Below are 21,955 nucleotides of genomic sequence, written 5' to 3'. Positions count from 1 at the left end.
GTCGAGATCAGGCCCGTGCGCTGACGGGCCAGCCGGTGTACTGCTCGGCAAGATAGGCGCGTCCGGAGCGCGTGCCGACGACGTTGTCGAGCTCGCCGAGCTGGCGGCGCAGGTCGAACGCCGAACCGCCGGGCGCCGTGTGCAGCAACTGCGTCATCCAGTGGGAGAAGTTCTGCGCCCGCCACACCCGCTGCAACGCGCGCGGCTGGTAGTCGTCGAGCGCCGCCTCGCCCTCTGCCCCGAGCGCCCGCAGCAGTACGTCGGCCAGCACCTTCACGTCGTGCAGCGCGAGGTTGAGCCCGCGCGCACCCGTCGGCGGCACCGTGTGCGCGGCGTCTCCGGCGAGCAGCATCGAACCCCAGCGCATCGGCTCCTGCACGAACGACCGGAACCGCAGCACCGACTTCTCGAGGATCGCGCCCTCCTTGAGGCGGAAGCCGTCCTCGCCCGCGACCCGCGCCTGCAGCGTCTCCCACACGCGGTCGTCCGGCCAGGCGTCGACGGACGCGTCGGGGGAGCACTGGAAGTACATCCGCTGCACGCTCTCGGTGCGCCGGCTGATCAGCGCGAAACCGTGCTCCGAGTGGGCGTACACCAGCTCGGGCGCGCTCATCGGCGCCTCGGCCATGATGCCGAACCACGCGAACGGGTAGTCCTTGCCGTAGCGCACCCGCCGGTCCTCGGGCACCAGGTTGCGGCACATGCTGCGCGAACCGTCCGCACCGACCACGTACCGTGCGCGGATCTCGTGCCGGGAGCCGTCCGCCGCGGTGTGACGCACCCGGGGAGCGCTGCTCGTGACGTCGAGGACCTCGGTGTCCCTGACACCGAATCGCACCGTCCCGCCGTCCCGGTCCCGCGCGTTCGCCAGGTCGACGAACACGTCGGTCTGCGGGTACAGCCACACCGACTCGCCGACCAGCGCCTTGAAGTGGATTCGGTGCGCCCGCCCGCCGAACCGCAGTTCGGTGCCTTCGTGCTCGTGCCCCTCGCGCAGAATCCGGTCGGATACGCCGGTCTCCACCAGGTCCCGGGCCGCGTCGGCCTCCAGGATGCCCGCGCGCTGCGTCGTCTCGATCTCCCGCCGGGTGCGGGTGTCGACCACGATCGTGTCGACACCCGCGCGCCCCAGCCGGTGCGCCAGCATCAGCCCCGCGGGGCCGGCACCGACGACAGCGACGGGAACCGAGGCAACGGTGTCGACGACGGCATCAGCCATGGCATCTCCTGAGCAACTGTGAACGTTCCGAACACGTCGAACGTTGACACCCAGGGCCGCCACCGGTCGCCCACGTTTCCGTCAGGCGGAAGCCGCCCCGATACGGGCGGGACTTCCCGCGGCCCGGCGCGTACGCGCACCTGTCGCTCCCGCGGCGCCGCACGTACGCCCGCCAGGGACCCCGCCGGCCGTCAGACGTGGTGCGCGTACGCCCGCCGGAGGCCGCCGGCACGTCAGGCGGTCGTGCGCGTACGCCCGCCGGGAGCCTGCCGGCACGTCAGGCAGTCGTCCGCGTAGGCCCGTCAGGGCCCCGCCGGCACGTCAGGCAGCCGTGCGCGTACGCCGCCCGAGCTCGTCGGAGATTCCGTGCGCGGCCCTCAGGAGCGGCTCCCGCAGTCGGCGCGCGCGGCTCGCGCCGTCCGCCGTGATCACGATGCCCAGCGAGGCGCTGACGGGGCCCGTCCGGCCGATCCGCACAGGCGTGGCCACCGCGACCGTGCTCTCCGAGAGCTGGCGGTTGCTGACGAAGACCTGCTCGCGACGGATCCGGTCCAGCTGGGTGCGCAGCGCCTTCGGGTCGACGACGGTGTGGGGAGTCCAGGCCCTCAGGGGCGCGTCGAGAACCTCCTCCTGGATCTCCCGCGGCGCGTGCGCCAGCAACACCCGTCCCATCCCGGTGGAGGCGATCGGAAAACGGGTCCCGACCATGGTCATCAGCTCCACCGACCGGTGCCCGGCGATCCGTTCGACGAACACCAGCTCCGTGCCCTCGCGCACCGCGAGCTGGACGTTCTCGTGGGTCACCTCGTAGAGGTCCTGCATGAAGGGCAGCGCCACATCGCGCAGGATCTGCGTGCGCGGGCACCCCGAGGCGATCTCCCAGAGCCGCAGCCCGACGTGCCACGCCCCGTCCTCGCCGCGCTCCAGGACGCCCCAGCTCGCGAGCTCCGCCACCACCCTGTGCGTGGTGCTCAGCGCGAGGCCCGTACGCTGAGCGACCTCCGACAGGGTCTGCGAGGGATGCTCACGGTCGAAGGCCGAGAGGACCTTGAGGACTTTTCCTGCCGCCGAGATCTGGGTCGCGCTCACGCGGCCAGTCTCGCAGACCGGCGCCGAGCAGCCCGACTGCCGCCGGACCACCCGCCGCACTCCAGGGAGGCTTTGTGAACCGAGAGATCTCCGGACTCTCCTCGATGGCGACCCGACCGATCCTCGCCGAGCTGTCCGAGCACATCCGGAACGCCCACGGCATCCCCGTACGGTTCGAGGCCGCCGGCGGCGTCGAGACCGCACGCCGCGTACGCGAGGGTGCGCAGGCCGACCTCCTCGTCCTCGCCGACGGGGCCCTGGCCGCCCTGGCCGGGGAGGGACACCTCCTGCCGGACACCGTGCGCCCCCTGTGGGTCTCCCAGGTCGTCGCCGCCGTGCCGGAGGGAACCCCGGTGCCGGCCCTCGACACCGCGTCCGACCTGCGCGCCGCCCTCGTCTCGGCACGGAGGATCGCCTACTCCACGGGTCCCAGCGGCACCGCCCTCGTCGACCTGATCAGCCGCCTCGACCTCACCGACACCCTCGCGGGCCGCCTCGTCCAGGCGCCGCCGGGCGTGCCCGCCGGCAGCCTGCTGTCCTCGGGACAGGCCGACCTCGCCTTCCAGCAGCACAGCGAACTGATGGACCTCCCGGGCGTCGCCGTCATCGGCCCCCTCCCCGGCGACACCGCCATCAGCTCCCTCTTCAGCGCGGGCGTCCTCACCGCCTCCACCCAGCCCGCCCGGGCCCTCGACGTGCTCGGACTCCTCGCCTCCGACGCGGCGACGAAGACCGCCCGGGGCCGCGGCATGCGGGCGCCGGGAGACGGGTGACCCGGACGCGCCCCACGTCGCATCAGAGCCCGGCACGTCCGTCGGGCCCGCCCGGGTGACGGCGCCTCGGTCGGGGCAGGAGCCGCATGACGTCGGCTTCGACCAGGGCCCCCTGAGACCGGCGTCAGCGACGGGGCCTCCCGGGGCCGGCGTCAGCCGGGGCCGCTCCAGTCGAACGGGAAGTACTTGCTCGACTTCCCGGAGCGGTCCCAGGAGAAGCCGAACGCGTCCGCGCGGTCGACGGTGGCCCGTCCCCACGTGGCGACCTGGCCCGGCCCGACCTCGGCGCCCGGGGCGTTGTGCACCTGGACGCGGGCGCCGTCCGGGGTGGTCGGCCCGGTGAGGGCCTCGGCGGTCGCGGTGACACGGCCGGGGATCTCGGCGCGCCAGTTGGCGAGGTCCTCGTCGATCTCCACGTGGATGGGAGCGACGTCCATGCCCCTCATCTCCGGGTGGAACATCTGGCCGAACTCCGCCGGCCACCCGCCCGCCTCACCTCCGAACACCGCCCCGAGCGCGGCTCGCTGCTCCTCGTCGGCGCGTTCGTCGAGGAAGACCGCGGCGTAAGGCTCGGTGTGCGTACCGGCCCACGGGTTGCCCTCGAAGGAGCCGAGCATCAGGACGTTGAGGTCGTCGAGCCGTACGTCACCGAAGCTGCCCTCCCGGATGTGCCACACCAGGACGCCCTCGCAGTCGCCGTAGGTCGGGGGCTGCGCGAACGTGCACGGGCAGGGAATGGCGCACTTGCACACGTCGAACCAGTCTCCGACCAGGTGCCAGCGCGGGCCGCCGGTGGCCTGCTCAGTCATCTCGCTTCCCTCCAGCCGAGCTCGGAGGAGCTCACTCGGAGTGGCGAGACCGCGTGCCCCGAGCCCGTTCCCGGGATCGGCGAACGGTCTCCCTACCAGCTTGCACCCACGGAACGGCCCGCGGAACCGTCACCCCGCACCCGCTTGCCCGGACGACACGCACGGGCACGAGCGGTCACGCACCGGCACGCCCCCGGCGCCTCACATGTCGCCCATGGACGGCATCGAGCCCTGCAGCCCCGGCAGCATCCAGTCCTGGAACGGGGCGAGCACCGCCAGGACGAGGAAGGCGACGCCCACGACCGTGCCGAGCAGCGCGCCCCGGGACCACAGCTTCTCCACGAAGATCACCAGCGCCAGTCCGGCCATCGCCGCGACGTTCATCATGCCGAGCGGGACGAAGACGACCATCAGCCCCGCACAGCATCCGACGCAGTACGCGCCGTGATGGAGGCCCACCCGGAGGTCACGGGCCGGCCGCCGGAAGCCCGCGTACCGCACCAGATGTCCCAGCGGGTCCCGGCAGTGCCGCAGGCAGACGTGCTTGAGGGGACCCAACTGGTACAGGCCCGCGAGCAGGAAGGCAACCGAACCGATCCAGCGCCCGGCGGTGGGACGGTCCTCCACCAGACCGCCGGTGAACGCCAGGGCCGCGTAGGCGAGCAGTCCGAACGCGGTCCACACCAGCAGGTACCCGCCCACGAACTCCGCGGTCCGCACGGCCCGCGCCCAGCCCGACGACCGCCTGCCGATTCCCCGTACCCACGTGATCGCCACCGGCGCCATGGACGGCAGCATCATCGCCGCCATCATCGTCACCCAGAGCAACAGGAACAGGGGCAGCGCCATTCCCATCGTGCCGGGCTCGATCCCCATGCCCCGGGCCTGCCCGATCGTCAGCACCCACGCGGGCACGGCGATGAGGACGACCAGCAGCCAGGCGCCCGCGAGGTCCCGCGCGGGCAGCAGCCCCCCGCCGACTCCGGTCGGGGCGGGCGGCCGGGCGGTGACGAAGGCGGAGATCCGGCTGCGAAGCATCGGCGTGCCTTCCTGCTGCTGTTTCCAGCACAGCACACGGCCCCTCGCCACGCGACCCGGCCCCGAGGGCACCCGAGGAACGTCACCGTCGCCGGCCTCGTCGGCGCCCTCGACGTGTCCTGACCCGCCCTCACCACGGAGCCCCGGACACGAAATCGGTCGTCCTCAGCCCCGTCTCCCTGACGCGATCCGGCCGTGACCACGCGGGTCCGCCGGACGGTCACCGGCGCAGGCCGCGCGTCGCGGTCAGGCGGGCGTCCGCCCCGTTCAGGAGGGTGTCGAGGAGGACCGGGTAGGCGCTGTGGTTCATGCGGTCGGCCAGAAGGGGAGCGGTGGCGGCGATGTGGGGATGGGTGGTCGCGGGGAGGTGCGCGTAGGTGGAGGTCCACATGTGTTCGTCGGCCTCGCGGACCTCGTCCTTGATGGCGAGTGCGCCGGCGTCGAGAGCGGCGAAGGCCAGGGCGAGGTCGATGAAGGCGTGGTAGACGCCGACGGCGTCGGTGTCGCTGAAGCCGGCGTCGCGCAGGATGCCGAGGATGGTCTCGTCGACCTCGATCTCGCGGGGGCGGCCGGTGACGCGGCTGGCGGTCAGGACGGCGGCCTGCGGGTGGGCGAGGTAGGACGCGTGGATCGCGAGGCCCAGCGAGCGGAGGTCGGCGCGCCAGGCGCCGGTGGCCGTCCAGCTGTCCAGGGCGCGGCCCATGAGCTCTTCGCCGATGGCCCGGGTGAGGCCGTCCAGGCCGGCGAAGTACCGGTAGACGGTGCTGGGGTCGGCGCCGAGAGCGGCGCCCAGTCGGCGGGCGCTGAGTCCGGCGGCGCCGTGCTCGTGCAGCATGCGCAGCGCCGTCCGCACGATCAGTCCCTCCGACAGCACGGTGCCCTGGCGCGTGGGGCGCCGCCTGCGCCGTTCCGCCTCCGTGACGACCTTCTTCGGCATGACGCCACCGCCTCCCCGGTCCTTATGCCAACGCCGTAGACCTTAACGCGGGGTGTCGTGTTGCATCGGGACGTCCCCGGCCGCCGCCGGGGCCGCCTCGACGAAAGGGTGTGTGACATGCGTGTGCTTCTGGTGGGTGCGGGCGGCGTCGGAACGGCCGTCACCCGTATCGCGGCCCGGCGTGACTTCCTGACCCGCATGGTCGTCGCCGACTACGACCTGGCCCGCGCGGAGGCCGCCGTGGCGGCGCTCGGTGACGGGGAGGACCGGTTCAGCGCCCGCCGCGTGGACGCCTCCGACGAGACGGCGGTCCGCCGCCTGCTCGTCGAGGAAGGCTGCGACGTCCTGCTGAACGCGACCGACCCCAGGTTCGTGATGCCCCTGTTCAACAGCGCGCTCGCCGCCGGCGTGCACTACCTCGACATGGCGATGTCACTGTCCGTGCCGCACCCCACCGCTCCGTACGAACAGTGCGGGGTCAAGCTCGGCGACGAGCAGTTCGCGCTGGCGGTGGCCTGGGAGAGCGCCGACCGCCTCGCCCTGGTCGGCATGGGCGTGGAGCCGGGCCTCTCGGACGTCTTCGCCCGGTACGCGGCCGACGAACTCTTCGACGAGATCGAGGAGCTCGGCGTCCGCGACGGCGCGAACCTCACCGTCGAGGGCTACGACTTCGCGCCGTCCTTCAGCATCTGGACCACCATCGAGGAGTGTCTCAACCCGCCCGTCGTCTACGAGGAGGGCCGCGGCTGGTTCACCACGGCACCCTTCAGCGAACCGGAGGTCTTCGAGTTCCCCGAGGGCATCGGCCCCGTCGAGTGCGTGAACGTCGAACACGAGGAGGTCCTCCTCATGCCCCGGTGGCTCGACGCCCGCCGGGTGACGTTCAAGTACGGCCTCGGCGACGACTTCATCACCAAGCTCAAGACCCTCCACGAACTGGGCCTCGACTCCACTGCCGGGGTCACCGTCCCCGGCGCGGACGGACCGGTCCAGGTCTCCCCGCGCGACGTGGTCGCCGCCTGCCTGCCCGACCCCGCCACCCTCGGCGACCGCATGAAGGGCAAGACCTGCGCGGGCACCTGGGTCAAGGGAACCAAGGACGGATCACCGCGCGAGGTGTACCTCTACCACGTCGTCGACAACGAGTGGACCATGCGCGAGTACGGTTCCCAGGCCGTGGTCTGGCAGACCGCCCTCAACCCCGTCGTCGCCCTGGAGCTGATCGCCACCGGCGCCTGGAAGGCGAGCGGCGTCCTCGGCCCCGAGGCCCTCCCGCCCCGGCCGTTCCTCGACCTCCTCGGCGTGTACGGGTCCCCCTGGGGCATGCGCGAGGACTGACCCCCGCCCCACTCCGCCAGGGCCGCCGACGACACCACGTACGGGCCCGCCGGCGGCAACGACCGCATCGAGGGCGACCCCGGCGACGACCGCCTCGACGACGGCGGCGCCCTCGCCCACCGGATCGTCCACGACCGGCGTGCCCAAGGGGTCGCCGAACGCCCGCCCTTCCAGCACGGCGTGGCCGACCGTGGAGCCACCGGGCCGCAGGACCAGGGTCATCGACCCCGGTTTCCACGTCGTCCGGGGCGCCGGCCGATTCCACCCCTCGTGCCGTACGTGCGTCCAGGGCCGTCGGCCGTGCGCGGTGTCGTACAGGCGGACCATCATCGTCCGAGGGCCGCTCGCGGAGAAGCCGTGGACGCCCGGGACCGCCGCCCCGGAGACCTCGCCCACCGCCGCCTGGCCCACCACATCGCGCAGACCACGCCCCCCGCCACCCCGTACGCGACGGTCACCCCCGTGGTGCCCACGACCGGACCGGCCAGGTACGCCACCGCACCGGCCGCGGCGACGCCGAGCCACTCCCAGCGGCCGTCCAGGGCGACGAGGGCGATCAGCAGCAGGGCGTACCAGGAGTAGCCGGGAGTCAGGAGGAGGAACGCGGTGCCGGTGGTCGACAGGGCGCCCTGCCAAGGGCGTTCGGGGTCGCCGCGCCACCACACCGCGGCCGATGCCGCGGCGATGCCGAGGACGGCCGCGGGCAGCGCCCACGTGTCGGGCAGGACGAGACGGAGCAGGGCGTAGCGGCCGCCGGCGTCCGGGTCGTCGTAGCCCTCCTCCCGGGCGTAGCCGCCGAGGTAGCCGAGGACCGAGGAGTGGGAGACGAGGACGTACGGGAGGTAGAGGAGCCCGACCGTGGCGGCGACGGGGCCGAGCACCGGCAGGGCGGCGCGGGGCCGCCGCCTGCCGGCCAGGGCGCCCGGCAGCAGTACGGCCGGCAGGAGTTTCGCCGCGATCGCCGACCCCAGCAGCACGCCGCCCGCCACCGGCCGGCGTGCCACGGTGAGGAGGGCGGCGACGGAGAGGAGGACGGCGAGGGCGTCGACATGGGCGTTGTCGACGGCCTCGACGGGCACGGCCGGGCACCAGGCCCAGTACGCGGCCCGGCGGGGATCTCCACGGCGGCGCAGGCCCACGAGCAGCACGCCGGTGACGGCCAGGGAGAGCAGGGCGCCGCCGAGCTGGAGGGCCTTGTGGCGGGCACCGGCCGGTGAGAACGCGTGGACGAGGACGAACCAGCCCTCGGCGACCGGCGGGTAGACGGTGTGCACGGCGGGCCGGTTGATGCGGGTGCAGCCGCCGCCGGGAAGGGGGGACAGCAGCGGATCCGGTCGTGAGCACGTCTCCGGTCCGGGGAACAGCCAGCCGTCGCGCAGGGCGTCGAGCTCCGCGTCGGCGGGAGCGTGGTCGTACGGCGAGATGCCGGCGGCCTGCACCCGGCCGTCCCACGCGTACCGGTAGGAGTCGGTGCTCGTGCGGGGCGCCGCGAGCAACCCCGTCGCGGTGACGGCGACCGCCCCGGCCAGGACCAGCGGGACCACCGCCCGGCCGGGGACGCGGCGCAGGGCGACGACCGCGACCGCGAACAGGGCCCAGGCCGACGCGTAGCCGGTGAGGAATGCCGTGCCGGTCGCGTCCCCGCGGACCAGGACCGCGAGGGACACGGCCAGCAGAGCGACGGCCGGACAGGTGACGACGAGGACGCGGGTCATGGGCGCAGCCTGCCAGCGCGTCCCGCACCCCTGAGGGCGACCCGTCGGGGCGTTCGGGTTTCGTAAGGTGTCGGACCGCCCACGGCGACGGCCGCGGCGGTGTCATGGACGGCATGACCTCTCGCCCGCCCGAGCCCCCTCCGCACCCGGCCGCCCCGGCCTCCCGGTGGCGCCCGCCCCTCGGCCCGCCCGCCTTCACGGGGCGGCTGCACGACGCCAGAACGGCGACCGCCGTCGGCCGGTGGCTGGGCGCGGCCTTCGCCGTGTGCCTCGCGACCGGGCTCGTCAGCCACTACCTCCAGCGCCCCCCGGAGTGGCTGGCCGACCGCCTGCCCACCCGACCGGTGTGGGGCTACGCGTTCACCCAGGGCCTGCACGTCGCCACCGGGCTGGTCGCGATCGTGCTGCTGCTGGTCAAACTGTGGGCGGTGTACCCCCGGTTGTTCGTGTGGCCGCCGGTCCGGTCCGCGCGGCACGCGCTGGAGCGGCTGTCCGTGGCCGTCCTCGTGGCCTCCGCGGTCTTCGAGGTGCTCACCGGGTTGCTCAACATCGCCGAGTGGTACCCGTGGCCCTTCGCCTTCGTCCCCGTCCACTTCGCCGTCGCCTGGGTGGCGACCGGCTCGATCCTGCTGCACATCGCCGTCAAGGCCCCCGAGATCAGGGACCACTGGGGCCGGCGCTCGCCCGGGACCCGGACCCTGCCGGCCCAGGACGCGGTGGACCGCCGCTCCCTGCTCCTCGCCACCGGCGCCGCCGCCGGCGTCGTGACGCTGACGACCGTCGGCCAGTCCTTCACTCCGCTGAAGGCCTTCGACCTGCTCGCGCCCCGGCACCCCGACCACGGCCCCCAGGCCCTGCCCGTGAACCGCACCGCCGCGGCGGCGGGCGTGACCGCGGGCAGCCTGGCGGGCTGGAGCCTCGAGGTCACCGGGCCCCGGCCGTACGACCTCGCCCTCGACGCCCTGCGGGCGATGCCCCGGACCGGCGCCCGGCTGCCCATCGCCTGCGTGGAAGGGTGGAGCGTCGACGCCGACTGGGGCGGGGTACGGATCCGCGACCTGGTCGCGCGCGCCGGCGGGCGTCCCGGCCGGGACGCCGTGCGGGTGACGTCGCTGGAGGCGAGCGGGGCCTACCGGGTCATGGACATGGGCGCGGAGTACGCGGACGATCCGCTGACCCTCCTCGCCCTGACCCTGAACGGGCGGCCGCTCGACCTCGACCACGGATTCCCGGCGCGGATCATCGCCCCCAACCGCCCCGGAGTCCTGCAGACCAAGTGGGTGCACCGGTTGGAGGTGCTGTGAGGACGACGAGCGTGCTGCGATACGCCGTCGGGGCGCTCGGTGTCGCCCTCGTAGGGCTCGGCGCGTGGCTGGTGTCCGCCGGGCCCGATCCGCTCGGAGTGCTGGTGTGGCTGGCGGGCGCGCTCGTCCTGCACGACGGGATCATCGCCCCGCTGGTGCTCGCCGTGGGGCTGCTGCTCGTCGGCCGCCGCCTGCGGGGCCCGCTGCGCGGAGCCCTGCTGGTCGCGGGCAGCGCGGTCCTCGTGACGCTCCCCCTCCTCGTACGACCGGGTGAGCCCCCCAACCCCTCGGCGCTGCCCCTCCCGTACGGCCGGAACCTCGCGATCGTGCTGGCGGCCGTCGCCGTGGCGACCGGAGCGCTCATCGCCGTACGACGACGACGGGAGCACCGTCAGCGGCGGGCGACGGCGGACGACTGAGGGACGAACGCCAGGAAGGCACGCCCGTCCAGGGCCCATTGCCCGGAGACCTCCCAGCCCGCGCCCCGCGCGTGCGCGACCAGGGCGCGGGCGCCGACCCGGGCCCAGGGGAACGGCGCGCCGTGGCCGCCCCGCCCGTCGTCGACGCGGACCTCGCAGGTCTCGTCGACGTCCACGGGCGCGCATTCCGCGAGGAGGCGCCCGGCACGCGACACGACACGCCGGAGCCGGCGCAGCAGCGCGGCCGGGTCTCCGCCGATCCCCACGTTGCCGTCGATCAGCAGTGCCGTGTCCCAACGGCCCTCGGCCGGCAGCGGCTCGAACACCGACCGGCACAGAGCCGCCCCGCCCAGCCGTACGGTACGGGCGACGGCCTCCCGGCTGATGTCGATGCCCAGCGCGCGCCGCCCGTCGGCGGCCAGCGCGGCGACGAACCGCCCCGGCCCGCAGCCGACGTCGAGGACCGTGCCACGGCAGCGTGCGAGGACGGACCGGTCCGCGCGGTCCGGCGCCTCGCACCAGCGCTCGATCTCCAACGGCAGCAGCCGGCCGTCGTGCCGGCGCAGGAACAGCGGCCCCCTGCCCGTCCGCAGGGCGCAGTCGTACGGGCCGGCCCGCCATGCCGTCGTGGTCAACGCCCCGCTCCCGTCGTCGTGGCGGTCAGCTCGGCGTACCGGGCGGCGAAGAGCGTGCCGGGCGCGGCCTCCGCGACCCGCCGCGCGTCCGACGCGGTGTCCACATCCCTCAGCACGGGCAGTTCACCCACCCGCAGCCCGGCCGCCCGCAGCCGCCCGTACTGCACCGCGCCCGTCTCCGGCCTGGACATGGGGACCCCGAGCAGGAGGCACGGGTCGGGACGGCACAGGCCGAGCGCCCAGAAGCCCCCGTCGGCGGCCGCGCCGAACCAGGCGTCGTACGCGTCCCAGCACAGCGCGGGAGCCAGGAGCGCCGGCGTGACGTGGGGGGTGTCCATGCCGATGAGCAGGGCCGGTCCCGAGCAGGCGGCGAACGCGGCGGCCAGCCGCGCGTCGAGTCCGCCGCTCGCCTGCGGGACCACCTCGAAACCCGGAGGCAACCACGGGCCGGGCCGCCCGTCGAGCACGAGGACGTGCCGGTCCGCGGGGACACGGGCGGCGGCGCACAGCGTGTCGGCGAGGGCCGCCTCGGCGAGCACGGCCGCCTCCTCCGGGGTGAACGGGGGAGTGAGCCGGGTCTTCACCCGGCCCGGCCGGGGCTCCTTCGCGATGACGAGCAGGGCGGTCACGGGCGGCCACCGCCCACCGGCGCCGGCTCGTCGAGCACCTTGCGCATGTCGTGGACCGCCTGCCACGTGCCCCTCCACGTGCCCGTGACCTTCGACCGGCCCGCCCGCGGCAGATACGGCACGTCGACCTCGCGCACCCGCCACCCGGCATCCGCGGCCCGCACGACCATCTGCAGCGGATAGCCGCTGCGCCGGTCGTCGAGCGCCAGACCGAGCAGCGCCTCGCGGCGGGCCGCCCGCATGGGCCCGAGATCACGCAACCGCAACCCGGTGCGCCGACGCAGCAACCAGGACAGGGCGACGTTGCCGGCCCTGGCGTGAGCCGGCCACGCGCCCCGCTCGGTCGGGCGACGGCGGCCAAGGAGGAGATCGGCGGAACCCTCGGCCACCGCACCGACGAGACCCGGCAGCAGCCCCGGGTCGAGAGAGGCGTCGCAGTCGCAGAAACAGACGAACTCGGCCTCGGAGGCGAGCAGTCCGGCATGGCAGGCGGCGCCGAAACCGCGCCTCGGCTCGCGCACGACGGTCGCGCCGAGACCCTCGGCGATCCCGGCGGACCCGTCGGTCGAACCGTTGTCGACGACGATCGCACGCCAGCCGGCGGGCACCCGGGCCAGCACCCAGGGCAAGGCCTCGGCCTCGTCGAGGCAGGGAAGGACGACATCTACGCTCATGGCTGTCACATGACCCACCGTAGGAACCGCACGGCCTCCCGAGGCCGTTCCACTCCTTACGAAACGCGGACGTCCACCTCCGTCCCCCCAGCCGGCCGTGACCGCCGGCCCCGACGGATGCCACCCTGTGCGGCATGACCGAGCACAGCGCCCCGCCGCTCCCGGCCCGCGTCCTCGTCGTGGACGACGACCCCACCGTCGCCGAGGTGGTCACCGGCTACCTCGACCGGTCCGGCTTCACCGTGGACCACGCGGCCGACGGCCCCGACGCCCTGCTCCGCGCCGCGGAACGACGTCCCGACCTCGTCGTCCTCGACCTGATGCTGCCGGGCCTCGACGGCCTCGAGGTGTGCCGGCGGCTGCGGGCCACCGGCCCCGTACCGGTCATCATGCTGACCGCGCGGGGTGACGAGGAGGACCGGATCACGGGCCTGGAGGTGGGCGCCGACGACTACGTCACGAAGCCGTTCAGTCCGCGCGAGCTCGTCCTGCGCGTCGAGTCCGTCCTGCGCCGCAGCCGCGCCGCCACCCTCGCGACGCCCACCCGGATCCTGCGCGACGCGGGCCTCACCATCGACCCGACCACCCGCAGAGCCACCCGACGAGGCACCGAACTCGCCCTCACGCTCAGGGAGTTCGACCTCCTCGCCTACTTCCTCGAACACCCCCGCGCCGCACACACCCGAGAGGAACTGATGCGGCGCGTGTGGGGCTGGGACTTCGGCGACCTGTCCACCGTCACCGTCCACGTCCGCCGCCTCCGCGCCAAGATCGAGGACGACCCGGCACAACCGAGACTCATCCGCACGGTCTGGGGCGTCGGATACCGCTTCGAGCCCCACCGGGAAGAGGAGACGGCATGAAGGACGTCCTGCTCATCGCGGGCTTCGCCCTGGCGGGAGCCGTCTGCGCCGGCATCGCCGGAGCGATCGTCCTCCGTCTCGTACGACACCGCTCGGTCGCCGTGTCCCTGACCGTCGTCGCCGCCGTCACCGTCACGGCGATGCTCGCCGGAACACTCGCCGTCGCCCAGGCGATGTTCCTGTCCTCCCACGACCTGTGGGTGGTCACGGTCGTCGCCGCCATGGCCGCCCTCGTCTCCCTCGGCACCGCCGTCGTCCTGGGCCGCTGGGTGGTGGCCCGCAGCAGGGCCCTCGCCCGCGCCGCACGCGACTTCGGCGACGGCGGCAGCTTCTCCGCCCCCGACGGTGCCGCCACCGCCGAACTCGCCGCCCTCAGCCACGCCCTGGCCGCCACCAGCGCCACCCTCGACGCCTCCCGCAAGCGCGAGCGCTCCCTGGAGGCCTCACGCCGCGAGCTCGTCGCCTGGATCTCCCACGACCTGCGCACCCCACTGGCCGGACTGCGGGCCATGGCCGAGGCCCTGGAGGACGGCATGGCCCCCGACCCCGCCCGCTACCACCGCCAGATCCGCACCGAGGTCGACCGCCTGACCACCATGGTCACCGACCTCTTCGAACTCTCCCGCATCCACGCCGGCGCCCTGACCCTCAGCCCGAGCCGCATGTCCGTGTACGACCTCGTCGGCGACGCCCTCAGCGGCGCCGACCCCCTCGCCCGCGAGCACGGCGTCCACCTCGTCGGCGACCGGGTCGCCGCCGTACCCGTCGAAGTCGACGGCAAGGAGATGACCCGGGTCCTCGCCAACCTCCTCGTCAACGCCATCCGCCACACCCCCGCCGACGGCACCGTCGCCGTCGCCGCCGAACACCGCCGCGACGCCGTCGTCCTCTCCGTCACCGACGGCTGCGGCGGCATCCCCGACGCCGACCTCACCCGCGTCTTCGACACCGGCTGGCGCGGCACCGAGGCCCGCACCCCACCCGCCGGCGCCGGCCTCGGCCTCGCCATCGTCCGCGGCATCGTCGAGGCCCACGCGGGTCGTGCCGAAGTCCGCAACGTCCCCGGCGGCTGCCGCTTCGAGGTCACTCTGCCGACGGCGGCACACTGACACCGACACCGGCACCGGCACCGGCACCGGCACCCATGCGGGTCGTGCCGAAGTCCGCAACGTCCCCGGCGGCTGCCGCTTCGAGGTCACTTCGCCGACGGCGGCACACCGACACCGACGCCCACCGACGCCCGCTGCTCGGCGAGGGCGAACTCCGCCATCCCCTCCTCGAACCCGACCACCGGCCGCCACCCCGACTCCTTCCGCAGGCGGGTCGAGTCCGCCGTGATGTGCCGCACGTCCCCCAGCCGGTACTCGCCCGTCACCACCGGTTCCGGACCACCGCACGCCCGCGCCAGAGCGGTCGCCATCTCGCCGACCGTCCGAGGGTCACCACTGCCGGTGTTGTACGCGGTCACCCCGCCGCTCGCCGGCCCGCCCGTCGCCTCCAACGCGACGACGTTCGCCGCCGCCACATCCCGTACGTGCACGAAATCCCGACGCTGACCACCGTCCTCGAACACGCGCGGCGCCTCACCCCGCGCCAAGGCCGAGCGGAAGAGGGACGCCACCCCGGCATAGGGCGTATCGCGCGGCATCCCCGGCCCGTACACGTTGTGATACCGCAACGAGACCGCCGTGCCACCCACCGCACGAGCCCACGCCGCCGTCAGGTACTCCTGGGCGAGCTTCGTCGTCGCGTACACGTTGCGCGGGTCGACCGGCGCGTCCTCGCCGACCAGGCCCGAAGCGAGCTCGGCACCGCACGCGGGGCAGCGCGGTTCGAAGCGTCCCGCGTCGAGATCCCCCGGCACGCGGGCCCCCGGTCGTACGACCCCGTGCGCGCGACACTCGTACCGCCCCTCCCCGTACACCACCATCGACCCCGCGAGGACGAGCCGCCGCACACCGGCCTCCGCCATCGCGGCCAACAGGACCGCCGTGCCGAGGTCATTGCACCCCACGTACTCCGGCGCGTCCGCGAACTCCTTCCCCAGACCGACCATGGCCGCCTGATGACACACCGCGTCGACCCCCCGCAGCGCCGCCCTGACCGCCACCGCGTCCCTCACGTCCGCGTGCAACCACTCCCCGTCGGGGCCCTCGGGCGGCGCCGCCACCCCGTGCGCGCTCGGCAGCAGCGCGTCGAGCACCACCGGCTCGTGCCCGGCCCTCCTGAGGGCGACGACGATGTGCGAGCCGATGAACCCGGCTCCTCCAGTCACCAGTACACGCATGACCACGACGCTACGGGCCCCTGCCCTCCCCGCACCGCGCCCACGCCGCCCCGTAAGACTTCCGTCATCCCGCCGGGGTTTTCTCGGGGGAGGCCCTGAGCCGTTTCGGGGGTTTCCCGGAGTGAACGGACACCGCCGCCGACCTAGCGTGATGGCATGTCAACTTCCCGACGAATCACGTTGTTCGCGGCATGCGCGGTGGTGCTCGCCGCCACAGCGACGACCACGGCCGCCGGCGCCACCACGACCCCCGACACGACCTCCCTTCTCACCGGACCCCTGGCCAACAACATCACCCCCTGCGAGTTCTGGGACCGCCCCGCCGAGGCCCCGACCCGACTCGACAACGACACCCCAGCCCTCTTCGTCAACGCCACCGGCGACCCCCGCACCCTCTACTCAGGCGCCACCGCCGTGCGCCACCAATGGCAGAGCTCCCGCCTCCTCACCGTCCAGGGCGCCCGCCGGCACGGCCTGTACGGCGAGTACGGCAACACCTGCGTCGACGACCGCGTCGACGCCTACCTGCGCACGGGACGACTCCCTGCCCACGACATGACCTGCCAGTGGTAGCCCTCGCCACAGGAACCACCTGACGACGACGGCACCGCGAACGACACCGACGAGGGCCTCATGGGGTGAGTCGTGCCACCGGACCACCCGCCGCTGCCCACCACCGGGTAGGCGCAGGAACTTCGGTGACTCCGGCCTCCGGTCACCCCGACAATTACTCCCGCCCTAGCTCGTCCCTGACCTCGCCCTCGCCCCTCACCACTGCCACCGTCCTCGCCCTCATCCGGACACGATCGGTGGGAGCGGCTCGCGGGCCGCGTGCCATTCCGGAGGAAGGTCGGCCACACCGGTACGTGCAGCGATCACACCGCCCGCGATGGCGCAGGTGGTGTCGATGTCACCACGTCCGGCCACCGTGAACCACAGGCCCTCGTGCAGGTCGTCGAGGTGCCCGGCGGCGCACCACAGGGCAAACGGAACGGTGTCGGGTCCGGACATGCGGTACCCGGACCCGAGTACCTCCGCGGCGTGCCGGACCGAGGCGCGTTCCGGCATCCGAGCCGCGATCCGCACTCCCGACCGGACATCACTGTCGGGCAGCTGCGCGGCCACGGCCCAGAGGAAGTCCTCCCGCGCCGGAGCGTTACCTCCCCGGCTACGGGCCGCCAACGCCGCACCCACGGCGACAGCCACCGCCCCGGCGACGGCTTCCGGATGGTGATGCGACACCGCACTCTGACGCGCGGCCTGTTCCGCCGCCTCCGCCAGGTCGTCGGCATGCCACGCACCGAGCGGAGCCACCCGCATGGCTGCCCCGTTCCCCCAGGAACCCTGACCCTCGAACTGCCCGGCGACCACTCTCCGCCATGGCTCACCCGCCCCGATCCGCCGCAGCACGTCGTGCATCGACGCCCCGTACCCACGGTGCGTGTCCTCGGCATACGCCCCAGCCAGACCTACGGCGAAGCGATCAAGGTCCACGATCCCGTCGCCCTCGGCGAGCTCCCGCACGAGAACCAGCGCCTGCGCCGTGTCGTCGCTCCACCTCCACAACGCCTCCGTCGGCAACGCCCGCCCCTCCAGCCGCTCCACGCCCTCCCGGCGCAGAATGCCGAACCAGCGGTCACCGAACGCGTCCCCGAAGGCAAGCCCGTTCAGCGAATCCCCTACAGCGAGTGGCAAGTCGATCATCGGATCAGTATCACCACTCGGCCCCACCCCGGACACTTCATTCCGCCGCGAACCGGCCTCTGGCAAGAACAACCCACGTGCCCCGCGCCGGCCGGCCGACATATCAACTGGCATCCGAAGCCGCCGCTGTGTGAAGCTGTCCCCACACCAAAGGGGTGTAGCTCAGATGGCCAGAGCGCCGGTCTCCAAAACCGGATGTCGCAGGTTCGACTCCTGTCACCCCTGCCAAGCACCATCACTTGCCGCACACCCAGCAGCGGCCGCGCCCACAGCCGCGGAGGCCCCGGATTCGGCCTTGCCGCGCCGCCCGGGCTCCCACGCCCGGCTCCTCCCACGCACTCTCGCTCCCAGGTGGGCGACCTCGCCGATCGCCTTCATCCGGCCGAGACGACTGCCCACCCCAGCCCATCGGCTCGTCGAGCCAGCCGAGCCAGCCGAGCCAGCCGAGCCAGCCGAGCCAGTCGAGGCATCGAGGCATCGAGTTTCGACAGGCCTGTCACAAGCCTCCAAGATCGCTTGACCTCGCCACCGGGGGAGAGACGACAGTGTCTCCGCCGACCACACCACCGCGGGACCACGCTCGCCGGTCGGCCGGACGAAGAGGGGGGAGTTCGATGACCACGACCACGACCACGACCACGACCTGCGTCATTCTCGACATCGGCGGCGTACTGGAGTTCACACCGGACACAGGTTGGGTGCAACGCTGGGAAGAAAGGCTGCAGTTGCCATCCGGCACCGTGAACGCGCGCATGCACGACGTGTGGCGTGCCGGAAGCCTCGGAAACATCAGCGAGCACGAGGTGCAGGAGCAGGTAGCGGCTCGCCTGGGTCTGGACGCCCACGACACCGACGCCTTCATGGCCGACCTCTGGTCGGAGTACCTGGGGACGCCCAACGACGAGCTCATCGCCTATGTCCGCGGACTGCACGGCCGCTGCCGACTCGGCATCCTCAGCAACAGCTTCGTCGGTGCCCGAGAGCGCGAGGAAACGCTCTACCACTTCGACGACCTCGTCGAGAAGATCGTCTACTCACACGAGATCGGCATAGAGAAGCCCGACCCCCGCGCCTTCGAAACCGTCTGCTCCACCTTGGACGTACTCCCGCAGCACTGCCTGTTCATCGACGACATCCCCGTCAACGTCGCCGCCGCCCAATCCGCAGGCATGCACGCCCACCTCTTCGAGGACACCCCCAGCACCATCAGCCGCATCGCAGCTCACCTAGCGTCCGGGAACGTGGCTCCAGGGCATGCGTCGGCAGTGCACTAGGTTCCTGCCGTGCATACGCAGGGCGCGGGCACCTAGGTTCTTCCCCGAGGCGCAAGCCCTGTCGGCCCGCACGCGGTCGAGGCGAACGCGTGCGGGTGGCTACGTGGGGCCCCTTTCCCCTGCGGACTCGCGGCTCCAAGTCAGCTCGTGCACGGCGTCCTTCGCCGCCCTGTGCACGTCATCGTCAGGATGCTGCAGAAACCGCTCGACGATCGGCATGGCCGCCTGGTCGTAGGTCGCGCTCAGGATGGCCAGTACGTATTCCAGGAGTACCGGTTCGCAGATGCCTGAGGCGTCTGCGAGCGGCTCCACCATGCTGGTGGAGAGTCTGTACGGCGTGGAGGCGGTGCAGATCGCGTTCAGTGCTGACTCGCGCACCTCGAAACTGCCATCGTCGAGAGCGACTGCGACAAGAAGTTCGACGATCCGCTCGGCATCGCTCTGCGCCGGACGGCCCGCCTCGAGTACGTCGCTGACGCCATCGAGGCGTTGGTCCCGGCTGTCCGTGTCGAATCCGTGCTGCTTGCCCCAGGCCGATTCGACGTACGTCATCAGTCGCTGGTATCCGTCCACGACACGAGCATAGGGGTACGGCCGGCGGCCGGGCACAGGGATAAAGGCATTCGGAACTGGTTGGCGAACCAGTGGTGCCGGCCGTCGGGCACGTCAGACAACTCCCCGTCGCCACCTGTCGTTGAAGCCCGGCCCTGAGAGAGAACGACGACGTGGGGTCGCGAATCCGATGCTTCGAGTGCGCGTACCCCCCTCTGATCACGCCAATGGCGTAGTCACAAATTCTGGCCCAGCAGTGTGTGCAAAGAGGGGCAGGCGCAAGGTGGTAGCGGCACGGGGAAAGGTGACCGACTCGCCGAGGCGGGGAAAATCACAACGCGCAATTGAAGAGCATCGTTTCTGCAGGTCGGCGGCTGAGTAATCCCTTGTCCGGCATTGGGGTGAGATGCCGTATCTCGTTGCCCGCTGTCGCGTTTGACCGCGCGACGGGCACTATCCGGCACGTCATTCGGAGATTCTGAGGAGTGGTTATGCGTTCTCTCGTCGCGTCTGTCCTGGCCGTGGGCATCGTGTTGGTCGGCGCCGGCGGCGCTCTCGCCCACGACGGTGTCGGAATCGGCAGCTACGACGGTGGCGGCGCCGGCTTCACCTCCCACTGTTCGGCGACCGGTGTTCCGTCCGTTTACGGAACCATCTTCACCGGTTCCTGCTCGGACAGCGGCTGGGAGAAGGGCGAGGAGTTCACCTTCCTCGGTGCCCACTGACCTCCGACGCCCACTGACCTTCGGCCCGCAAGGCAGTAGGTATCGCTGAGCAGGTCTCACCCCGTGCTCGCGCACGGCCTGCGGCAACGGCCCGTCCTCGCACGCGAGGGCGGGCCCGATCATTTCGACGGACGCGGGCCCGATCATTTCGACGGACGCGGCCACGTCTCAGGCGGGCCATCGGTTAGTCGGTCCAGCCGGCCGCGATCGACGAGTCCGACCAGTTCCGCGTACTGCGCCGGGCTTCCTTCCGGCAGCTCCGGATCCAGTACGCATCGGATCCTGGGACGCGGCCCGGGCACCGTGGAGGCATACCGGCAGGCTGTTCCTGGAGCGAGAGAGGGCGGTCGGTCCTCGAACCGGAAAAACTGCTTCAAGCGTGGCTCGAGTCAAAGCATGCGGTGGTAGCGGAGCTCCGTGAGCGTGATCTGGTCGTAGACATCGTCCTGAGCCGTACCGTCGGCCTGGTAGCCGGCCTGTTCGTAGAAATGTTGGGCTCGTTCGTTGTCGCGTAGAACCCACAAGGCTGACGCCTCGAAGCCCTGGTCCTTCATCTGGGCATGAGCCTCATCCAGGAGGATCCGGCCGATGCCCTGGCCGAGCAGATCCGGTGAGATGTACAGGGCGTGGATCTCGCCGACCCGTCCCGGAGCGGGCGCCTCGCTTCGACACGGGCCGAAGCAGATCCACCCCACCGGGCCGCGGTCAGCGAGCGCCACGAGATCGTGGGACTTTCGTCCGGGTTGCGAGAACCGCTGCCGCAGCCGCAGCGCACCATCTTCCACCGTCATGGCATCCAAATACGTCTGGGGAACGACGCCGGCGTACGCCGCCTGCCACCCTCGGACTCGGATCGTCGAAACGGCCTCGATGTCGGCCGCATCCATCTCCCGCACGTACACCATCGCGCCACCGTAATGGCGCAGGGACCTCTGGACGAACTGCTTTACCCCGCCGCCGGCGCCTCCTCGTACGCAAGTGGTTCCTGGTGAACGATCTTTCCGTAGGCTGCCGCCCACGACCTGGGTGAGCCCGATCAACGGCATCACGACGCTGGGGAGCCGGTGCAGGGCGCTGAAGTACGCACCGCTGATCTACCCGACGGGCGAGCGCGCCGCCGACCACGCCGACGAGTACGCCGCCGGGCCGGTCGCTCGATGGCGCTCTCACTGTTCGGAGAGCGGCCCCTGTGAGCCTCTTCCCTTGTGTGGCAAGGGCGTTGGAAGATCCATGCATGAACGCACATGGGTCCAAGCCGTCCGCCGACGCGGCGACCACGTATCTCGCGGCACTCCACCGACGGCTCGCGGCCGATGGCTGCACAGTCACCTCGCCGACTTGGAACGACTACCAGGTCGTGGCCGCCGCCCGGGGCGACCGCAAGGCCCGATGGTTCGGGACGAAGGTGGAGCTCTTCGTCTTCGCGGCAGCCGTACCGGAGGTCGACGTGGCCACCCTGGGGGAGTTCACCGCGTGGGCCATGCGCTACGCGAAGAGCCTGCGCGGGGGCATACCCGGTGCACGTAACGCGGCGACGGTGCTCCCCGCGCTGGTGAGCGCGCGCGTCCGGCCCGAAGCGGCACAGTGGGCCGCTCAGGACGCACGGATCCTCGGCACGACGCTGATGAGCCGCCCCCTCACGGTCGAGGTCGCCCCGGCTGCGGTGCGGACCACGATGTACCGGGGGCAAGTGGTCTGGGGCGGCATGTTCACGGGTCACGTACTGGAGAAGGCCGCCCTGTACTTCCGCTGACCTGAGCTTCTCCTGATTGGACCTTCCCCTGATTGGAGCTTCCCCTGATTGGAGCTTCCCTTGATCTGAGTCGCGGGTTCCTGCGGGTGCCCCTGCCGAGTGCCAGGGCAGGGATCCTCGGGGGAGGCGTCCTGGGGGTGCGCGGCAGGTGGAGGCATAGCAGGGGAGGAGGGCCCAGTCGTGGCGGAGATCGTGGCCTTCCCCCTCACGACGAGGCC

At 72.4% G+C, this 21,955-nt stretch carries 23 protein-coding genes and 1 tRNA gene; 11 read left to right on the top strand and 13 right to left on the bottom strand.

The window, feature by feature from the left end:
* Positions 1–7: 7 nt before the first annotated feature.
* Both AC067A_RS07665 and AC067A_RS07660 read right to left on the bottom strand, forming a co-directional pair.
* Complete coding sequence (locus AC067A_RS07665; RefSeq protein WP_478615903.1) at positions 8–1,219, bottom strand: 4-hydroxybenzoate 3-monooxygenase; 1,212 nt, start codon at positions 1,217–1,219, stop codon at positions 8–10.
* Between the two features lie 321 nt (positions 1,220–1,540).
* Positions 1,541–2,308 (bottom strand): IclR family transcriptional regulator, encoded by a 768-nt coding sequence (locus AC067A_RS07660; protein ID WP_478615901.1) that lies wholly within the window; start codon positions 2,306–2,308, stop codon positions 1,541–1,543.
* A 74-nt stretch (positions 2,309–2,382) separates the two neighbouring features.
* On the opposite strand from AC067A_RS07660, the gene AC067A_RS07655 reads away from it, so the two are divergent.
* On the top strand, positions 2,383–3,081 hold the full coding sequence (locus AC067A_RS07655; protein ID WP_478615898.1) for a substrate-binding domain-containing protein: 699 nt from the start codon (positions 2,383–2,385) through the stop codon (positions 3,079–3,081).
* A 152-nt stretch (positions 3,082–3,233) separates the two neighbouring features.
* On the opposite strand, the gene AC067A_RS07650 is transcribed toward AC067A_RS07655, so the two are convergent.
* The 3 genes from AC067A_RS07650 to AC067A_RS07640 form a co-directional block, all read right to left on the bottom strand.
* Positions 3,234–3,890 carry a DUF1326 domain-containing protein gene (locus AC067A_RS07650; protein ID WP_478615895.1) on the bottom strand — a complete coding sequence of 219 codons (657 nt, stop codon included), beginning with the start codon at positions 3,888–3,890 and terminating at the stop codon, positions 3,234–3,236.
* Between the two features lie 201 nt (positions 3,891–4,091).
* Complete coding sequence (locus AC067A_RS07645) at positions 4,092–4,928, bottom strand: DUF2182 domain-containing protein (RefSeq protein ID WP_478615892.1); 837 nt, start codon at positions 4,926–4,928, stop codon at positions 4,092–4,094.
* Between the two features lie 220 nt (positions 4,929–5,148).
* On the bottom strand, positions 5,149–5,865 hold the full coding sequence (locus AC067A_RS07640; protein WP_478615889.1) for a TetR/AcrR family transcriptional regulator: 717 nt from the start codon (positions 5,863–5,865) through the stop codon (positions 5,149–5,151).
* Positions 5,866–5,982: 117 nt separating this feature from the next.
* On the opposite strand from AC067A_RS07640, the gene AC067A_RS07635 reads away from it, so the two are divergent.
* Positions 5,983–7,203, top strand: coding sequence for a saccharopine dehydrogenase family protein (locus AC067A_RS07635; RefSeq protein ID WP_478615887.1), 1,221 nt, complete (start codon positions 5,983–5,985; stop codon positions 7,201–7,203).
* A gap of 326 nt (positions 7,204–7,529) precedes the next feature.
* On the opposite strand, the gene AC067A_RS07630 is transcribed toward AC067A_RS07635, so the two are convergent.
* Positions 7,530–8,918, bottom strand: coding sequence for a glycosyltransferase 87 family protein (locus tag AC067A_RS07630; RefSeq protein WP_478615884.1), 1,389 nt, complete (start codon positions 8,916–8,918; stop codon positions 7,530–7,532).
* Positions 8,919–9,031: 113 nt separating this feature from the next.
* Here AC067A_RS07630 and AC067A_RS07625 point away from each other — a divergent pair, with 113 nt between their 5' ends.
* Together AC067A_RS07625 and AC067A_RS07620 are read left to right on the top strand one after the other, a co-directional pair.
* Positions 9,032–10,222 (top strand): molybdopterin-dependent oxidoreductase, encoded by a 1,191-nt coding sequence (locus tag AC067A_RS07625; protein WP_478615881.1) that lies wholly within the window; start codon positions 9,032–9,034, stop codon positions 10,220–10,222.
* 11 nt (positions 10,223–10,233) lie between these two features.
* Positions 10,234–10,641: a hypothetical protein gene (locus AC067A_RS07620; RefSeq protein ID WP_478615878.1), complete on the top strand. Its 408-nt coding sequence runs from the start codon at positions 10,234–10,236 to the stop codon at positions 10,639–10,641.
* On the opposite strand, the gene AC067A_RS07615 is transcribed toward AC067A_RS07620, so the two are convergent.
* The 3 genes from AC067A_RS07615 to AC067A_RS07605 are packed head-to-tail and all read right to left on the bottom strand — an operon-like array spanning position 10,614 to position 12,579.
* Positions 10,614–11,276, bottom strand: coding sequence for a class I SAM-dependent methyltransferase (locus tag AC067A_RS07615; protein ID WP_478615875.1), 663 nt, complete (start codon positions 11,274–11,276; stop codon positions 10,614–10,616). The two genes, AC067A_RS07620 and AC067A_RS07615, sit on opposite strands and share 28 nt — an antisense overlap.
* The gene (locus tag AC067A_RS07610) at positions 11,273–11,905 is read right to left on the bottom strand and encodes a TIGR04282 family arsenosugar biosynthesis glycosyltransferase (RefSeq protein WP_478615872.1); all 633 of its coding nucleotides are present in this window, start codon (positions 11,903–11,905) and stop codon (positions 11,273–11,275) included. The genes AC067A_RS07615 and AC067A_RS07610 overlap by 4 nt, the downstream gene beginning before the upstream one ends.
* Complete coding sequence (locus AC067A_RS07605; protein WP_478616693.1) at positions 11,902–12,579, bottom strand: glycosyltransferase family 2 protein; 678 nt, start codon at positions 12,577–12,579, stop codon at positions 11,902–11,904. Before AC067A_RS07605 ends, AC067A_RS07610 begins: the two co-directional genes overlap by 4 nt.
* A gap of 134 nt (positions 12,580–12,713) precedes the next feature.
* Between AC067A_RS07605 and AC067A_RS07600 the strand changes: the two genes are divergently transcribed.
* Both AC067A_RS07600 and AC067A_RS07595 read left to right on the top strand, forming a co-directional pair.
* Complete coding sequence (locus AC067A_RS07600) at positions 12,714–13,442, top strand: response regulator transcription factor (RefSeq protein WP_478615869.1); 729 nt, start codon at positions 12,714–12,716, stop codon at positions 13,440–13,442.
* Positions 13,439–14,551, top strand: coding sequence for a sensor histidine kinase (locus AC067A_RS07595; protein ID WP_478615866.1), 1,113 nt, complete (start codon positions 13,439–13,441; stop codon positions 14,549–14,551). The genes AC067A_RS07600 and AC067A_RS07595 overlap by 4 nt, the downstream gene beginning before the upstream one ends.
* 86 nt (positions 14,552–14,637) lie before the next feature.
* Here the strand turns inward: AC067A_RS07595 and AC067A_RS07590 are convergent, their stop codons facing one another.
* Entirely contained in the window at positions 14,638–15,729 is a 1,092-nt protein-coding gene (locus tag AC067A_RS07590) for an NAD-dependent epimerase/dehydratase family protein (RefSeq protein WP_478615863.1), read from the bottom strand.
* 156 nt (positions 15,730–15,885) lie between these two features.
* On the opposite strand from AC067A_RS07590, the gene AC067A_RS07585 reads away from it, so the two are divergent.
* A complete protein-coding gene (locus AC067A_RS07585) occupies positions 15,886–16,302 on the top strand; it encodes an alpha/beta hydrolase (RefSeq protein WP_478615860.1) in 417 nt (138 codons plus the stop codon).
* 219 nt (positions 16,303–16,521) lie between these two features.
* Here the strand turns inward: AC067A_RS07585 and AC067A_RS07580 are convergent, their stop codons facing one another.
* Positions 16,522–17,433, bottom strand: coding sequence for an ADP-ribosylglycohydrolase family protein (locus tag AC067A_RS07580; RefSeq protein WP_478615857.1), 912 nt, complete (start codon positions 17,431–17,433; stop codon positions 16,522–16,524).
* A gap of 151 nt (positions 17,434–17,584) precedes the next feature.
* On the opposite strand from AC067A_RS07580, the gene AC067A_RS07575 reads away from it, so the two are divergent.
* Both AC067A_RS07575 and AC067A_RS07570 read left to right on the top strand, forming a co-directional pair.
* Positions 17,585–17,661, top strand: a tRNA-Trp gene (locus tag AC067A_RS07575).
* 386 nt (positions 17,662–18,047) lie between these two features.
* Positions 18,048–18,707, top strand: a complete 660-nt coding sequence (locus tag AC067A_RS07570; RefSeq protein ID WP_478615855.1) for an HAD family hydrolase — start codon at positions 18,048–18,050, stop codon at positions 18,705–18,707.
* Positions 18,708–18,806: 99 nt separating this feature from the next.
* On the opposite strand, the gene AC067A_RS07565 is transcribed toward AC067A_RS07570, so the two are convergent.
* Complete coding sequence (locus AC067A_RS07565) at positions 18,807–19,280, bottom strand: HEAT repeat domain-containing protein (RefSeq protein WP_478615852.1); 474 nt, start codon at positions 19,278–19,280, stop codon at positions 18,807–18,809.
* A gap of 470 nt (positions 19,281–19,750) precedes the next feature.
* On the opposite strand from AC067A_RS07565, the gene AC067A_RS07560 reads away from it, so the two are divergent.
* A complete protein-coding gene (locus AC067A_RS07560; protein ID WP_478615849.1) occupies positions 19,751–19,984 on the top strand; it encodes a hypothetical protein in 234 nt (77 codons plus the stop codon).
* 389 nt (positions 19,985–20,373) lie between these two features.
* On the opposite strand, the gene AC067A_RS07555 is transcribed toward AC067A_RS07560, so the two are convergent.
* Positions 20,374–20,889: an N-acetyltransferase family protein gene (locus tag AC067A_RS07555; protein ID WP_478615847.1), complete on the bottom strand. Its 516-nt coding sequence runs from the start codon at positions 20,887–20,889 to the stop codon at positions 20,374–20,376.
* A 329-nt stretch (positions 20,890–21,218) separates the two neighbouring features.
* On the opposite strand from AC067A_RS07555, the gene AC067A_RS07550 reads away from it, so the two are divergent.
* Complete coding sequence (locus tag AC067A_RS07550) at positions 21,219–21,737, top strand: hypothetical protein (protein ID WP_478615844.1); 519 nt, start codon at positions 21,219–21,221, stop codon at positions 21,735–21,737.
* Positions 21,738–21,955: the final 218 nt, after the last annotated feature.

This window comes from Streptomyces sp. NPDC043176, assembly GCF_056436715.1.
The sequence above is the reverse complement of the archived record's forward strand: the minus strand, read 5'-3'. Positions and strand labels throughout refer to the sequence as shown.

What these genes read in the sequence shown, in the direction of transcription:
- AC067A_RS07560 (WP_478615849.1), top strand. Translation starts at nt 19,751, where the DNA reads ATGCGTTCTCTCGTCGCGTCTGTCCTGGCCGTGGGCATCGTGTTGGTC.
- AC067A_RS07570 (WP_478615855.1), top strand. Translation starts at nt 18,048, where the DNA reads ATGACCACGACCACGACCACGACCACGACCTGCGTCATTCTCGACATC.
- AC067A_RS07590 (WP_478615863.1), bottom strand. Translation starts at nt 15,729, where the DNA reads ATGCGTGTACTGGTGACTGGAGGAGCCGGGTTCATCGGCTCGCACATC.
- AC067A_RS07555 (WP_478615847.1), bottom strand. Translation starts at nt 20,889, where the DNA reads ATGGTGTACGTGCGGGAGATGGATGCGGCCGACATCGAGGCCGTTTCG.
- AC067A_RS07640 (WP_478615889.1), bottom strand. Translation starts at nt 5,865, where the DNA reads ATGCCGAAGAAGGTCGTCACGGAGGCGGAACGGCGCAGGCGGCGCCCC.
- AC067A_RS07630 (WP_478615884.1), bottom strand. Translation starts at nt 8,918, where the DNA reads ATGACCCGCGTCCTCGTCGTCACCTGTCCGGCCGTCGCTCTGCTGGCC.
- AC067A_RS07600 (WP_478615869.1), top strand. Translation starts at nt 12,714, where the DNA reads ATGACCGAGCACAGCGCCCCGCCGCTCCCGGCCCGCGTCCTCGTCGTG.
- AC067A_RS07645 (WP_478615892.1), bottom strand. Translation starts at nt 4,928, where the DNA reads ATGCTTCGCAGCCGGATCTCCGCCTTCGTCACCGCCCGGCCGCCCGCC.
- AC067A_RS07605 (WP_478616693.1), bottom strand. Translation starts at nt 12,579, where the DNA reads ATGAGCGTAGATGTCGTCCTTCCCTGCCTCGACGAGGCCGAGGCCTTG.
- AC067A_RS07595 (WP_478615866.1), top strand. Translation starts at nt 13,439, where the DNA reads ATGAAGGACGTCCTGCTCATCGCGGGCTTCGCCCTGGCGGGAGCCGTC.
- AC067A_RS07665 (WP_478615903.1), bottom strand. Translation starts at nt 1,219, where the DNA reads ATGGCTGATGCCGTCGTCGACACCGTTGCCTCGGTTCCCGTCGCTGTC.
- AC067A_RS07625 (WP_478615881.1), top strand. Translation starts at nt 9,032, where the DNA reads ATGACCTCTCGCCCGCCCGAGCCCCCTCCGCACCCGGCCGCCCCGGCC.
- AC067A_RS07650 (WP_478615895.1), bottom strand. Translation starts at nt 3,890, where the DNA reads ATGACTGAGCAGGCCACCGGCGGCCCGCGCTGGCACCTGGTCGGAGAC.
- AC067A_RS07635 (WP_478615887.1), top strand. Translation starts at nt 5,983, where the DNA reads ATGCGTGTGCTTCTGGTGGGTGCGGGCGGCGTCGGAACGGCCGTCACC.
- AC067A_RS07550 (WP_478615844.1), top strand. Translation starts at nt 21,219, where the DNA reads ATGAACGCACATGGGTCCAAGCCGTCCGCCGACGCGGCGACCACGTAT.
- AC067A_RS07580 (WP_478615857.1), bottom strand. Translation starts at nt 17,433, where the DNA reads ATGATCGACTTGCCACTCGCTGTAGGGGATTCGCTGAACGGGCTTGCC.
- AC067A_RS07585 (WP_478615860.1), top strand. Translation starts at nt 15,886, where the DNA reads ATGTCAACTTCCCGACGAATCACGTTGTTCGCGGCATGCGCGGTGGTG.